General features: G+C 39.6%; 12 protein-coding genes. 3 read left to right on the top strand and 9 right to left on the bottom strand.

What is annotated here, in order from left to right; all coding sequences use genetic code 11:
- Positions 1-960: 960 nt before the first annotated feature.
- Positions 961-2253 carry an alanine racemase gene (gene alr / locus RMA94_RS11480; protein ID WP_311082979.1) on the top strand — a complete coding sequence of 431 codons (1293 nt, stop codon included), beginning with the start codon at positions 961-963 and terminating at the stop codon, positions 2251-2253.
- 151 nt (positions 2254-2404) lie between these two features.
- On the opposite strand, the gene pobA is transcribed toward alr, so the two are convergent.
- On the bottom strand, positions 2405-3619 hold the full coding sequence (pobA, locus tag RMA94_RS11475) for a 4-hydroxybenzoate 3-monooxygenase (RefSeq protein WP_311082978.1): 1215 nt from the start codon (positions 3617-3619) through the stop codon (positions 2405-2407).
- A gap of 141 nt (positions 3620-3760) precedes the next feature.
- Here pobA and pobR point away from each other — a divergent pair, with 141 nt between their 5' ends.
- Complete coding sequence (gene pobR / locus RMA94_RS11470) at positions 3761-4576, top strand: IclR family transcriptional regulator PobR (RefSeq protein ID WP_017385546.1); 816 nt, start codon at positions 3761-3763, stop codon at positions 4574-4576.
- 56 nt (positions 4577-4632) lie between these two features.
- On the opposite strand, the gene RMA94_RS11465 is transcribed toward pobR, so the two are convergent.
- Positions 4633-5229 carry an NAD(P)H-dependent oxidoreductase gene (locus RMA94_RS11465; protein WP_017399201.1) on the bottom strand — a complete coding sequence of 199 codons (597 nt, stop codon included), beginning with the start codon at positions 5227-5229 and terminating at the stop codon, positions 4633-4635.
- Between the two features lie 98 nt (positions 5230-5327).
- Between RMA94_RS11465 and RMA94_RS11460 the strand changes: the two genes are divergently transcribed.
- On the top strand, positions 5328-6239 hold the full coding sequence (locus RMA94_RS11460) for a LysR family transcriptional regulator (RefSeq protein ID WP_069140281.1): 912 nt from the start codon (positions 5328-5330) through the stop codon (positions 6237-6239).
- Between the two features lie 57 nt (positions 6240-6296).
- Here the strand turns inward: RMA94_RS11460 and RMA94_RS11455 are convergent, their stop codons facing one another.
- The 7 genes from RMA94_RS11455 to tgnB all read right to left on the bottom strand — a co-directional run bounded on the left by RMA94_RS11455 (position 6297) and on the right by tgnB (position 13696).
- Positions 6297-6680, bottom strand: coding sequence for a carboxymuconolactone decarboxylase family protein (locus RMA94_RS11455; protein ID WP_000064100.1), 384 nt, complete (start codon positions 6678-6680; stop codon positions 6297-6299).
- Entirely contained in the window at positions 6677-8134 is a 1458-nt protein-coding gene (locus RMA94_RS11450; RefSeq protein WP_262728804.1) for an NAD-dependent succinate-semialdehyde dehydrogenase, read from the bottom strand. The genes RMA94_RS11455 and RMA94_RS11450 overlap by 4 nt, the downstream gene beginning before the upstream one ends.
- Positions 8135-8272: 138 nt before the next feature.
- The gene (locus RMA94_RS11445; RefSeq protein ID WP_311082973.1) at positions 8273-9442 is read right to left on the bottom strand and encodes a hypothetical protein; all 1170 of its coding nucleotides are present in this window, start codon (positions 9440-9442) and stop codon (positions 8273-8275) included.
- A gap of 25 nt (positions 9443-9467) precedes the next feature.
- Positions 9468-10874, bottom strand: coding sequence for a cytosine permease (locus RMA94_RS11440; RefSeq protein WP_031380571.1), 1407 nt, complete (start codon positions 10872-10874; stop codon positions 9468-9470).
- A 38-nt stretch (positions 10875-10912) separates the two neighbouring features.
- Entirely contained in the window at positions 10913-11056 is a 144-nt protein-coding gene (locus RMA94_RS11435) for a hypothetical protein (RefSeq protein WP_017399195.1), read from the bottom strand.
- A 121-nt stretch (positions 11057-11177) separates the two neighbouring features.
- Positions 11178-12647 carry a (Z)-2-((N-methylformamido)methylene)-5-hydroxybutyrolactone dehydrogenase gene (gene tgnC, locus RMA94_RS11430; RefSeq protein WP_017399194.1) on the bottom strand — a complete coding sequence of 490 codons (1470 nt, stop codon included), beginning with the start codon at positions 12645-12647 and terminating at the stop codon, positions 11178-11180.
- Positions 12648-12658: 11 nt separating this feature from the next.
- Complete coding sequence (gene tgnB, locus RMA94_RS11425; protein ID WP_001212559.1) at positions 12659-13696, bottom strand: flavin-dependent trigonelline monooxygenase oxygenase component; 1038 nt, start codon at positions 13694-13696, stop codon at positions 12659-12661.
- Position 13697: the final 1 nt, after the last annotated feature.

The raw sequence follows: 13697 nt of genomic DNA, 5'->3' as shown, positions 1-13697 counted from the left end.
GGAATTGATGGTTTGCACTAAAAATCAATATCAGCCCTCCTATATTACATCCTTGTAGAATTAGAATAATATGATCAAGAAAAAGCCAAACTATTCTGAGCAATAAAAAATACACTCATCATCTTATATTTATAAAGTCTTAATATAAAATTATTTATTTAATAAAAACTAAAATATTAATAAAATTACTTAACCTCAAAACAAACATAAAATTTTAATTCAACCAAAATCTTAAACAATAAATCGAATTAAAAAAAGAATATAAGACACACCAGTTCATTTATTACACAAAACCAAAACCAAACACCTACGGCTAAATAACATCCAATTATTCAATCAATCTAATTAATATTTTATTTATAAAATTTAAATTAACTTATTAAAAACTATTAAATATGACATTAGACGCTTAAAAATTGACTCAAAATAATTCACAACTTCTAAACAGCTTTAATAAGCAACAAACAAACCAATGAAAAATATAGTTATTTTAATTTTTTGAATTCTATTGAATAAAATTATGGATATTTATTCACCCAATTTTTTTATATTTTACCAACTGATAAAAATACAATCCAATGTATTTAAAAAAATAAAAAAATCTTTCGTAATAATAAAGTTAATTATTTACCAAATGTTATATTTCAAAAAATTTTATTAAAAACAGCACCAATAAATAGATTAAAAAAATAACATTCAAAAAATTATAATAATTTTTCTTCTTGTTTTTTTATGAATGTATATTTAGATTTAATTAAGACTAATTGAAATTAGATTTGTATTTTTTCAATTTAGTTTAAGCAAAATTAAATTTTACTTAATAGCGACTATAATATTTTAAGGAGAAAGTATTATTACAACCAAATCGTGTGACATTTTAAATCAATTATATTTTAGTACTTAACCATAAAAATCCACCCAGCGTTAAATTATATTCAGCCAGGAAAGATTAAAAAACTCATGAAACTTAAAACAAAATTTTCTCATCTCGCTTATAGCTGTGCATTAATATTATTCGGTTCGGTGCAATTTGCTCATCCAGCTCCCTTACTTACTCCCCATGTTACAAATGAAGTAAGCCCTGCTCCTACAGCAAATGCATGGATAGAAATTGATACTCAAGCTTTTGAAGATAATATAAAAAAGACAAATCAGTTACTTAATGGCAAAACACAACTTTGTATAGTCATGAAAGCTAACGCATACGGCCATAGTATTGATCTACTTATGCCAAGTGTTATGAAGTTAAATGTATCTTGTATTGGCATTACCAGTAATGCTGAAGCGGCTATGGTGCGCAAGCATGGCTATAAAGGCAAAATTACACGTTTACGTACAGCCACAGATAGTGAAATTATCAACGCACAAGCTTTAAATATTGAAGAGCTTTTAGGTAATTATGACCAAGCTGCTCGTATGTCTAAATGGGCAGAAGCGAACAATACAACTGTTCACTACAGCTTGGCTTTAAATTCAGGTGGTATGGATCGTAATGGTCTTGAAATGTCTACGGCTCTAGGTAAAGAACAAGCTGTTGCGATCACCAAACTTCCCCATCTTAAAATTGACGGCATTATGACCCACTATGCTGTAGAAGATGAAAAATTTGTTCGTGAGCGTCTGGCGCAATTTAATGAACAAACCGCATGGTTGATTAAAAAAGCCAAACTGAATCGTAAAGAATTAACATTACATACCGCTAATTCATTTGCTACCGTAAACGTTCCTGAATCACATTTAGATATGGTTCGTGCAGGCGCAATTATATATGGTGATTTTCCTAATCACCCTGAATTTAAAGGCATGATGGCATTTAAAACACAAATTGCCGCGGTTAATAATTACCTTAAAGATTCAACTGTGGGTTATGACCAAACCTATACTTTAAAACGTGACTCTAAACTTGCAAACCTTCCTGTAGGTTATTCGGATGGCTACCGTCGTAGTTTTAGTAATAAAGCTTTTGTATTAATCAATGGACAAAAAGCACCAGTGGTTGGTCGAGTATCAATGAATACTGTGATGGTTGATGTAACAGATATTCCAGAGGCCAAAGCAGGTGATGAAGTTGTATTATTTGGTCGTCAAGGCAATGCGGAAGTTAAAACGAGTGATTTAACCAGTCTTACAGGTCATATTTTGACAGAAGCTTATATCCCGTGGAGTAACTCTAATCCACAAGTGATTAAACCCCTTCAATCTCAGCAACAAGTGATATTAACCAATAATAAAGTTACGGCAAACGCCCACTAAACTTTAGGTGAATTGATAGTTAGCCCTATATTTTGAAAAGTATTGGGGCTACTTTTAGCCGAATCACATCTTTTAACCGATCTCATTCCATCCAGTTTTTTTACATAAAAAAAAGAGCACTTGCATGCCCTTTTTATTTTTTACTTAGTCTTTAGCTTGCGTGCTTAAAACTATCAATTTGCTTAATCTCATAAGGCAAACCGACATAGTTTTCGGCCAATGTGGTTTTACCTGCAATCGAGCCAAGCACATAACTTAACTCGGCTTGTTTAATCTTGTGATCAAACTCACTTTCGGTTTCAAAACGATGCAACAAATGAGTCATCCACCAAGAAAAGCGCTCCGCTTTCCATACACGTTGTAGGCATTTTTCTGAGTATTCATTTATACCTTGCTCGGAACCTTCAACATAATATTCAACAAGCGCACTTGATAAATAAGCAATATCGGAAGCCGCGAGGTTTAAGCCTTTTGCTCCTGTCGGTGGAACAATATGTGCAGCATCACCTGCTAAAAATAGTTTTCCGAAACGCATTGGTTCGGTCACAAAGCTGCGTAACGGCGCGATACTTTTTTCAATAGAAGGTCCAGTAACTAGCTTTTCGCGGCTTTCAGGATCTAAGCGGTTTTTTAACTCATCCCAGAACTTTTCATCTGACCAATCTTCGACGTGATCTGTTAAAGGCACTTGTAAATAATAACGGCTACGTGTTTCTGAACGCATACTACATAAAGCAAATCCACGCTCTGACTGTACGTAAATGAGTTCATCGGCTACAGGTGGAACGTCTGCCAACACCCCTAACCAGCCAAACGGATAAACTTTTTCAAAGGTCTTAATTTTATCTTCTGGCACACTGGCACGGCAGACACCGTGGTAGCCATCACACCCTGCTATAAAGTCACACTGAATTTGAAAAGCTTTACCTTGATACTCAAACTCAACTTTTGGTGCAGTGTAGAAATCTTTCACTTGTACATTTTGAGCTTCATAAAATGAAGTGAGCTGCTCTGCTTCACGCGCAGTCATTAAATCTTTGGTGACTTCGGTCTGACCGTATACGGTTACTTGTTTGCCACCCGTGAGTGCTGCCAAATCAACTCGATGCAATTCACCATTGCTTAAGATTTCAATGCCCGAATGCGGTAATCCTTTGTCTTTTAAGTTTTGGTCAACGCCTGCTTGTTTCAATAAGTCGACCGAAACTTGCTCTAAAATTCCTGCACGAATCCGTGAAGCCACATATTCAGCACTACGTTGCTCAACAATAATATGGTCGATGCCAGCTTTATATAGAAGTTGCCCAAGCAATAAACCTGCTGGTCCAGAACCAATAATTGCGACCTGTGTCTTTAAAATATCCATAACTTCATCCTTGTTTCATCCTGACTTTTAAATTACTGGCTTTAAGTTTTGTGCACTATGTATCCAAGACGAAAATAACCGTTTATCATTTAGTTTGTCCGAATAGCGGACAGAAACAACCAAAATAACAGGAATGAAAGGATGCCTTCTCTCGATGCTTTTTTAGAGCACCCGAACTCGCATGAGAAAATTCGTCAAGAAGACTACATTGCAGGCTTAGCAAAAGGCTTGGCTTTGCTGGAAGCTTTTGGAACAGATCGCCAGCGGCTTAATGTCACTCAAGTGGCTGAGCGAACCGGTATTAGTCGTACAGCAGCAAGGCGTTATCTTAAAACTTTAAAATACTTAGGCTATTTAGAAACCGATGAACATTACTTTTGGCTCACGCATCGTGTGCTGCGCTTTTCAAGTTCTTATTTAAGCTCTGCCCATCTGCCTAAAGTTGCTCAGTCATTTTTAAATCTTTTGTGTGCGCAGACATCTCTGACTTTTTCGATTGTGGTTCTGGACGATAACGAAGTGGTGCCAATTGCGCGTAGCTATTTACCACAACAAGATAATTTGCGCGTTAGCCCTTATGGTATGCATTTAGGAAACCGCTTACCTGCCCATGCCACGTCTACAGGTAAAGTATTGCTGGCAGCGCTACCTGAAGAAGCGCAGCACACTTGGGTAAAAAATTATGGTTTAAAGCGCTTAACCCCGTTTACCATTGTAGATGAGTCAAAGTTTTTTGAAGTGCTTAAGGGTATTTCGTTATCAGATTATTGTCTTTCTAAAGAAGAACACGAGCTTGGCGTAATTGCGATTGCAGTGCCCGTATTTAACGCCCAAGGTCAAGCCATAGCAGCGCTTAACTGTATGTCTCAAACCAATCGTGTACAAGAAGATTATTTGGTTCAGCAAATTTTGCCATTGCTGCGTAACACAGCAAATGAACTTAGAAATGTAATTTAAATAGACTTAGAAACTCTTGTGATCAATTAGAGGTACAAGAGTTTCAGCTCATGATCTTAAATGGCGAGTTCTTTAACTCGCTGGCTTGCCAGGTCTAATGCATTGCTGCGATAGGCCTGCATGTCTAAGCCTTCTGCATAGATAAAATCGACATCATGAATGCCCATTAGCCCTAACACCGCTTTGAGATAAGGCGTGACTGCCTCAGTCTCTTGGCCAACATGAATACCGCCACGACTACTTACCACCACCGCTTTTACCCCTTCAACCAAACCTTGAGGATAAGTTTCGGTATAGCGGAATGTTTGTCTTGCGCGTGCCACTAAATCAAACCAGTTTTTGAGTTGAGTCGATACATTTAAGTTGTACATGGGTGCGCCTATCACCAATAAATCAGCACTTTTTAATTCGGCAATTAATTCATCAGACAAAGCAACGATCTGTTGAATGTCTTGATTTACATTTTCAGCCCCACGAAGTGCATGAAAAATTTCTAAATCTAATACAGGCAGATTCATTTCCGCTAAATTGCGTATAGTAATGTCATCTTGCAAACCTTGGTCTTTACGGTATTCAAGCATGACATCGATTAGACGATTGGTTTGTGAACCCTCACCCATAATGCTGGATTTTAATACCAATATTTTAGCCATGACCGTCTCCACGTTTTTGATGAAGCCATATTAACCCCACAATAAATTCAACAGTGGTGATATTATTTCTTATCATTGGTTCCTTTTAGGCAACAATCATGCAACATGAACTCAGTGCAATATCTATATTTGTGACGGTGGTTGAAGCTGGAAGTTTTGTCAGAGCTGCCGAGCAATTGCATTTAACTCGCTCAGCCATTAGTAAAAATATTGCTCGGCTTGAAGATCAGCTTGGCGTTGCTTTATTTAAAAGAACAACACGTTCGCTCAGCATGACTGATGAAGGTGCTTTGTTTTATGAGCATAGCCGACGAGCGTTAAGTGAAATACAAAATGCGGCAGCTTTATTAGACCAAGGGAAAATTAATGCAACAGGCCGTTTACGAATGTCTGTGCCAGTGCTGTTCGGGCAACTCTTTGCTACCCCGCTCATGGTTAAATTTGCTCAGCAGCATGCGGACTTACAGCTAGAAATTTCATTTAATGACCGAAATGTAGACTTGGTCGAAGAAGGTTTTGATTTATGCATCCGAATTGGTTCACTACCTGACACCACTCAGTTGATTGCCAAACAGATTGGTGAGCATCGAATGCTACTTTGTGCCTCACCTGACTATTTAAATAAAGCAGGTCCTCTAGAACATATTGAGGACTTAGACCAGCACGCCACGATTGCCGATCCGCATTTTGGTCAAATGCAGAAATGGCGACTTCAAAAGGAAAATGCAGAACCTTTATTTATTAAGCCCAAAGCAAAACTTCTTTTAAATGACTTACAAGCCATTAAAAATGCAGCGCTTGCTGGAGCTGGTATCGCTTGGCTACCCGACTGGCTCATTCAAAATGAATTACAGGAAGGTAAGCTCGTACAAGTGTTAGAAACCATGTCGAGCATTGCTTTTCCGATTCATTTGGTATGGCCTACACTGCCTTTTATGCCACTCAAAACCCGTCTTGCAATTGATTATTTAGCGCAGCATTTACCCCCTGAACTGAACAAACAAGCTTAAAATAGATAAGGTCTTGTCCACTTGAACAAGGCCTTTTTTAATATTCAAAGCCAACGTTTATTGCTCAGATTCAAATTCTTTAATTGCCTCTTTAGCAATTCGAAAGCTATCTACAGCAGCAGGTACGCCACAGTAAATTGCAACCTGTAAAAGCACTTCACGAATTTTCTCTTTAGGTACGCCATTTCGAAGTGCACCTTTAACATGTAGTTTTAGTTCATGTGGACGATTTAAAGCTGAGATCATTGCCAAGTTAATTAAGCTACGCTCAGGTTTACTTAATTCTTCACGCCCCCAAACAGCTCCCCAGCAATATTCAGTGACTAATTCTTGAAGAGGAAGATTAAACTCATCGGCATTGTTGATTGAATTATTTACATATTCTTCACCAAGAACTTGTTTGCGGATTGCTAAACCCTTTTCAAATTTTTCATTACTCATATATTCAATCCTCCAAACAAGGTGTATTTAATTTCCAGATAATCTTCAATACCGTATTTAGAACCTTCACGCCCTAAACCAGACTGTTTAATTCCACCAAACGGTGCAACTTCATTTGAAATAAGGCCTTTATTAATTCCGACCATGCCATATTCAAGCTGTTCACTCATTCGCCAAGCACGGCCTAAATCTTTGGTATAACAATATGCGGCTAAACCAAATTCAGTTGCATTTGCCATTTCTACCGCTTGTTGCTCGGTTTCAAATTTAAATACAGCTGCTAGCGGACCAAACGTTTCCTGGGTTGCCACATCCATATCAGCGGTAACATCTGCAATCAGTGTCGGTTCAAAAAATAATTCACCCGCTTTATGCTTTTTACCACCAACCACAAGACGACCATTTTTATCTAATGCATCTTGAATATGAGCTTCAACTTTTTTCACCGCATTGGCATTAATTAATGGCCCAATGTCATGCCCTGCTTCTAATCCATTACCAATATTAAAGTTTTGAATTTTTTGGCTTAAGGCAGCAATAAATTTTTCATAAATGCCTGCCTGCACTAAAAATCGATTGACGCAGACACAGGTTTGCCCTGCATTTCTAAATTTAGCAATGAGTGCTCCCTCAATTGCTGCATCTAAATCGGCATCATCAAATACAATAAACGGCGCATTGCCACCCAACTCTAAGGAAACTTTTTTTAAGGTTTTTGCTGAACGCTCAAGCAGCATTTTGCCGACTGGTGTTGACCCAGTAAAAGTAAACTTGCGTACGACATCACTTTCAAAAATCGCATCACCAATATGAGCTGCATCGCCTGTAATCACACTAAAGATTTCAGCAGGCACACCCGCTTGCACAGCTAAGTCCACTAAAGCCAAAGCAGTAAAAGGTGTTTCAGGCGCCGGTTTTACAATACAAGGACAACCTGCCGCCAAGGCTGGAGCAACCTTACGCGTAATCATGGCAGCGGGAAAATTCCACGGCGTAATGGCTGCAACGACACCAATAGGCTGTTTATTTACGACAATACGAGCATCGGGATATGGACTCGGAATAATATCGCCATACACTCGTTTTGCTTCTTCGGCAAACCATTCAATAAAACTGGCAGCATATAAAATTTCACCCTTGGCTTCAGCTAAAGGCTTTCCTTGCTCACTCGTTAAAATAAAAGCCAATTCATCTGCATTTGAAATGATTAAATCGAACCATTTTTTTAAAATAATTGATCGATCTTTTGCTGTTTTATTTTCCCATAGCGGCCAAGCTTCTTTGGCAGCTTCAATGGCACGCTCGGCTTCAGCTTTGCCCATATTTGGGACAGTACCAATAATCTCTAGTGTCGCCGGATTTAAAATTTCGGATGTTTGTTGATGGTCTGCATCGCACCACTTTCCAGCAACAAAGGCTTGCTGACGGAATAAAGCGAGTTCATTAAGCTGCATGATCATTATCCTATTGAGATCTTCTGCATTGATAGTGGAGCGATACATAAATTAAATAGCTCACCATCAACTTTGTATTATGGCATACCAAAAATTAATTTAAAAAAATTTTCGGTATGCCCGAATGTTTAAATGTCTTTAGAAATAATAAAACAGCGTTAAGTTAAGCAACTTATTCCACTGGTTATCATCCCCTTTTGCCAATGAATCTTGAGTTCCCCCAATGAATGGGTCATTTTTACTCATGATGTATTCAGCCACCAACGATAGCTGTTTATGGTCAATAGACACACCAATAATATTACGGACCGAATCTTTCATATTGTCCTGATCTTTGTCGTACTGACTGTACATAAAGTACGGCGTAATGTTTCCGATCTGCTTAACATTTTTGAAAGAGTAGCCCACATCTGCCGTATAGAACGTTCCTTTGTTAGCTACATAATATTCACTGTCGTAGGACCCCATGAGTGACTGATTAGGATTGAGCTGATCCTGATTAGTTACGTCATTTTTACCACCAGTAAGGGTTACATTAAAATTGCCATAATTGGCTTTACCAAAAAGTGCCCATGCATGACGGCGCCCATCACTCGAAGTGGCTTTATTTTCAATATCCGATGTCCAATATGAGCCACCGAGCTGTGTGGTTAATCCATTATTTCCAAGATTTATATCTTGAGTCACTCGGCCTACCCACATGTTCTTTTCTTGCAAATCGGTTTTATTCGGATCGTCTGAACTCACATAGTTTGCAGTGTAGCTTCCTGAATCTTGGGTAGAGCCTGTGTAGCTTCCACCATCTACCGCAAAATAACCCACATCAAACTTGGTTGCTGTCGGCAATTCAAAATGATAATTCAAACCAAGATTATGAACATCTTCTAAACCTGCGGTTGTGCTCATACTTCCATATAGGCTATTGCCCCAGAAACGTCCCGGCCCAAATGGAATCGGCTGAACACCTGCCACCACCTGATCTGTTTTATTTAATTTGTACCCTACATAACCATCAACCAACGTAGAAAAATCACATAGACGGTCATATTGATAACAACGATATTCCGCGTGACCAAATAACGATCCACGCTCGTAGTCCAGTTTTAACTGCGCAGCATCGAAACGAATTTTTTGATCAGAAACTGACTCTCCATAGTGTTTATCTTGATAGTTAGCGCGAACATAGCCTGATAAGGTGAGCTTGCCGTATTCACCATCGCTATTTCCAAAACTTACACCCGCGTAACTCGGATAGATTACAGCCATCAATGCTGTGCTTAGAGCCGCTTGTAAATAGTTTTTTTTCATTGTGGGATTCCTTTCACTACAATGCTTATTGAGGTAATTTTGCGTTTAATGCAGGTGCAGAACATTTAATCTTTCCTAGATTAAAGGCGTAATACACCACCAGACTCACCACCAATCCAATCACCCATGAAATATCCGCATCCGGAATTACATCGGCCAGTGCACCTGTGAAAAACGCATTTTTTAAGAATGGAATTTGTACCGCAATCCCAATGAAATAAGCCGTAAGCGCTTTTGCATTAAATTTGCCGTAAATACCACCATCACGTGCAAAGATGGATTGAATGTCATAAGACTTTTTATTCACGACATAGAAATCTAGTAAATTAATAGACACCCATGGCACCAAAATAAATAACAAGGCAAAAATCACATTCAAGAAGAAACTAATAAAGTTACTTGATGCCCAAAGTGCCGTTAAAGTCGCTAGAACTAATACAATGATTGATAACACGACTCGGATATTTCGGCTTGGCATCCACTGCCCTGCAAAAGTCTGAATAGAGGTAATACAAGACAGAACCGCACCGTAGAGGTTCATGGCATTGTGACCAATGATATTGCATAAGAACAAAATCATAAGAACATAACCGAACAGCCCAGTGCCTGACTTTACTGCTTCCATTGCATCTGTGGTTGAGCCAATACTGACCGCAATCGTACCAAATGCCATCGCAAAAATGGTTCCTAACGATGCGCCTAAATAGGTAAAGATAAATGGCTTATAAATACCAATCGACTTCGGTAAATATCGTGAATAGTCTGAGGTATAAGGTGAAAAACTAATTTGCCATACCGCACACAAACCAAACATGGCAAACCAACCTTTCATATTGAAAGAGCCTTTGGCAAGTACATCTGCATTAATATGCGGCACCATAATCATGAGGCCAATGAGCAACGAACCACCCATAAACCAAGTTCCAATTTTATTGAACTTATGAATAAAGTGGTAACCGATCACGCCAATTGTGGTTGCTGCAATCGCACCAATGACAGTCGCAGTCGGCACAGGAATGGCAGGAACAACGGTATGCAGAGTTTTACCTGACAAAATAATGTTAGAGATGAAAAAACCTAAATAAATGAGGGTGGTAAACAGCACAACCAGCAATGCCCCATAACGCCCGAACTGCGCGCGGCTCTGAATCATTTGAGGAATGCCGACCTGCGGACCTTGTGCAGAGGTTAAGGCCAGAATCGCTGCACCAAAAAAATGCCCGCAGCAGATCGCAAGCAATGCACTTACAATATTGAGGTTAAAGGTTAAAATTGACATTGCACCTGTAATCACGGCAAGCGGTGCAATATTGGTACAAAACCATAATGTGAATAGATCGCGAACTTTCCCATTACGTTCAGAGGGAGCAACATAATCAATAGAATGACTTTCGATAGCGAAAGCATTATTGCTATTTTCGTTTTGGCTCATATCCTTAATCTCTCTTTGAGGAATTCATTTCCTCAACATCAAAAAATCTGCCCAGCCAAAGTCATTTCTATATGACTCGGCTTAATCTTTTTATTTCCTTTTACAAACAGCTCATTTTTCTGTTTGTGTTGTTTTAGCCAAGAAAAAGGTAAAACCAGTCCGATCAATACTTGATTAAGCATCGATACATCTAGTTTTACGTTTTCAACTATTAAAGCTTTAGGTGATTGCTGAGTTTGACTGATTCATTTTTTCATCCTTGAAATTAAAATCCCGATATATTTTCATACCTCAAGTCATGATTTATCTCATGACAAATGGGTCATCAATTGGCTCATCTGAGGTACGTAACCAAACTGTTTTGGTGGTGGTGTAATCTAGAACCGCATTTGCGCCACCTTCCCGACCATGTCCCGAAAGCCCATGTCCACCGAAAGGTGCAAGTGGAGAAACAGCACGGTAAGTATTGAGCCAAACAATTCCCGACCCAATGACTTTCGTCATGCGGTGAGCACGGCTTAAATTGGTGGTAAAAACGCCTGCTGCCAACCCGTAAGGCGTACTATTGGCTTTTTGCACAGCTTCCGCTTCATCTTTGAAACTATCTACCGATAACACCGGACCAAATAGTTCAGTGGTAATGCAATCTGCTTGAGGTGCATCGGTACAATCTAAAATGGTCGGTGGATAGTAATACCCTGCTCGCTCAAGGCTTTTACCACCGGTAAGCAGTTTTGCACCTTGCTGGATTGAACTTGCAACGACTTGCTCAATTTTTTGGCGCTGGCGTAGGGTACAAAGTGGTCCAAACTCAGTTGCCATTTCATGAGGTAAACCAATTTTTATGGTTTGTACACGCTCAACCAAACGCCAAACAAATTCATCTTTAATGCTTTCTTCAACCAGTAAGCGTGAACCTGCTACACAACTCTGCCCTGTTGCAGCAAAAATAGCAGCGACCTGAGCATTTACCGCACTTTGAATATCTGCATCAGCAAATACAATAAATGGTGATTTGCCACCTAATTCGAGTGAAACTTTTGCAAGATTTTCAGCCGAGTTATGCACAATGTGCCGTGCCGTTTCTGGACCACCTGTAAACGCAACATGGGCAACATCAGGATGACTACTCAGCACGGCGCCACATTCAGGCCCGAAACCGGTAATCACATTGACCACTCCAGCTGGAAACCCCGCTTCATGGACCAATTTAGCAAAAGCTAATAATGGCCCAGGGCCGTCTTCAGAGGCTTTTAGCACGACGGTACAACCTGCCGCTAAAGCTGGCCCTACCTTTACTGCCGATAAAAATAACTGACTGTTCCAAGGAACAATTGCAGCAACCACACCCACAGGTTCACGAACAATCCATGCTTGCATGTCTGCCTTATCAATCGGTAGAAAACTACCCTCTAATTTGTCGGCAATACCTGCATAGTAGCGATAATACTCAGCGACATAGGCAATCTGGCTCGATGTTTCGCGAATAATCTTGCCCGTATCACTGGTTTCAATTTGAGCCAGTTGCGGTGCAGCTTTTTCAATTAAATCAGCCAGTTTATAGAGCAATTTACCGCGCTGAGAGGCCGTTAAACCTGCCCACTCTGGTGCTTTTAACGCACTAGATGCCGCCTGAACTGCTCGATTGACTTCATCGGTTCGAGCTTCTGGCATCTGTGCCCAGACTTCACCTGTTGCAGGATTAATACTTTCAAACGTTGCTGCACCAGATTCAAACTGACCATTAATATAAAGCTGAAAATCTGCTGTCATGATATTCGCCTCTATGCAAATGCCGGCATAACTTCATTGATCATACGTTCTAATGAGGCTTTTTTACGTTCAAAGCTCATGCCCGTATCAATCCAGAAAGAATATTCGTTATAGCCCATTGCTTCATAAGCTTTTAAGCGGTCAATCACTTCTTGGGCTTGTCCAATCACGTTATTTTTACGCATCGCTTCTGGTGTATAAAAAGGATGTGCAGCAATTTCTTCAACACTTAAAGGTGCAATTAAACCTTGGTTAATTTCACGCTCATTTTTAAACCAAGCGCCGAAGTAGTTATAGAAAGTATTGATTTCATCTGCTGCCAGTTGAGCATCTTCCTCACTATCTGCCACATAGGTATGGCGGAGCAACATAATTTCAGGACGTTGAATTTCATTGAACTTTTCACAAGCTGCATTGAAATGCCCCATGAGCTTTTCAACTTCTTCGTCACCTAAATGCAAAGGCGTTACCTGTACATTACAGCCATTTTGCACAGCAAATTCATGGCTATTTGGATCACGTGCAGCAACCCAAATTGGTGGATGTGGCTGTTGAAGCGGTTGAGGTGCCGAGGTGGTTTTTGGAAACTGCCAAAATTCACCGTTATGCTCATAATCGCCTTTCCAAAGGTTTTTAATTGCGGGAATCATTTCACGTAAACGCTGACCTGCACTCCATGCATCCATGCCCGGAACCATACGTTCATATTCAAACGAATAAGCACCGCGAGCAATACCAATATCTAAACGGCCATTGGTAATAATGTCGGTCATTGCAGCTTCACCTGCAAGTTTAATCGGATGCCAGAATGGCGCTACCACCGTGCCTGTACCTAAACGAACATTTTTGGTTTTATTGGCTAAATCGACCAGATTTAAAAATGGGTTGGGTGCAATGGTAAAGTTCATGGCATGGTGTTCGCCTGTCCAAACCGCATGCATACCGCCGCGGTCTGCAATCTGACAAAGCTCAATCATTTCATCATAAAGCTGCTTCTGGGTTTGCTGATCAGAAACACGTTCCATATGCACAAATAATGAAAAACGCATG

Origin of the sequence: Acinetobacter sp. V115_6 (genome assembly GCF_031799025.1) — a bacterium.
GTDB lineage: Bacteria > Pseudomonadota > Gammaproteobacteria > Pseudomonadales > Moraxellaceae > Acinetobacter > Acinetobacter pittii.
The sequence above is the reverse complement of the archived record's forward strand: the minus strand, read 5'-3'. Positions and strand labels throughout refer to the sequence as shown.

Bases quoted from the DNA above. Each gene is read 5' to 3' on its own strand.
- RMA94_RS11465 (WP_017399201.1), bottom strand. From the start codon at position 5,229: ATGGCTAAAATATTGGTATTAAAATCCAGCATTATGGGTGAGGGTTCA.
- RMA94_RS11445 (WP_311082973.1), bottom strand. From the start codon at position 9,442: ATGAAAAAAAACTATTTACAAGCGGCTCTAAGCACAGCATTGATGGCT.
- RMA94_RS11460 (WP_069140281.1), top strand. From the start codon at position 5,328: ATGCAACATGAACTCAGTGCAATATCTATATTTGTGACGGTGGTTGAA.
- RMA94_RS11435 (WP_017399195.1), bottom strand. From the start codon at position 11,056: ATGCTTAATCAAGTATTGATCGGACTGGTTTTACCTTTTTCTTGGCTA.
- RMA94_RS11450 (WP_262728804.1), bottom strand. From the start codon at position 8,134: ATGCAGCTTAATGAACTCGCTTTATTCCGTCAGCAAGCCTTTGTTGCT.
- RMA94_RS11440 (WP_031380571.1), bottom strand. From the start codon at position 10,874: ATGAGCCAAAACGAAAATAGCAATAATGCTTTCGCTATCGAAAGTCAT.
- alr (WP_311082979.1), top strand. From the start codon at position 961: ATGAAACTTAAAACAAAATTTTCTCATCTCGCTTATAGCTGTGCATTA.
- pobA (WP_311082978.1), bottom strand. From the start codon at position 3,619: ATGGATATTTTAAAGACACAGGTCGCAATTATTGGTTCTGGACCAGCA.
- tgnB (WP_001212559.1), bottom strand. From the start codon at position 13,696: ATGCGTTTTTCATTATTTGTGCATATGGAACGTGTTTCTGATCAGCAA.
- pobR (WP_017385546.1), top strand. From the start codon at position 3,761: ATGCCTTCTCTCGATGCTTTTTTAGAGCACCCGAACTCGCATGAGAAA.
- tgnC (WP_017399194.1), bottom strand. From the start codon at position 12,647: ATGACAGCAGATTTTCAGCTTTATATTAATGGTCAGTTTGAATCTGGT.
- RMA94_RS11455 (WP_000064100.1), bottom strand. From the start codon at position 6,680: ATGAGTAATGAAAAATTTGAAAAGGGTTTAGCAATCCGCAAACAAGTT.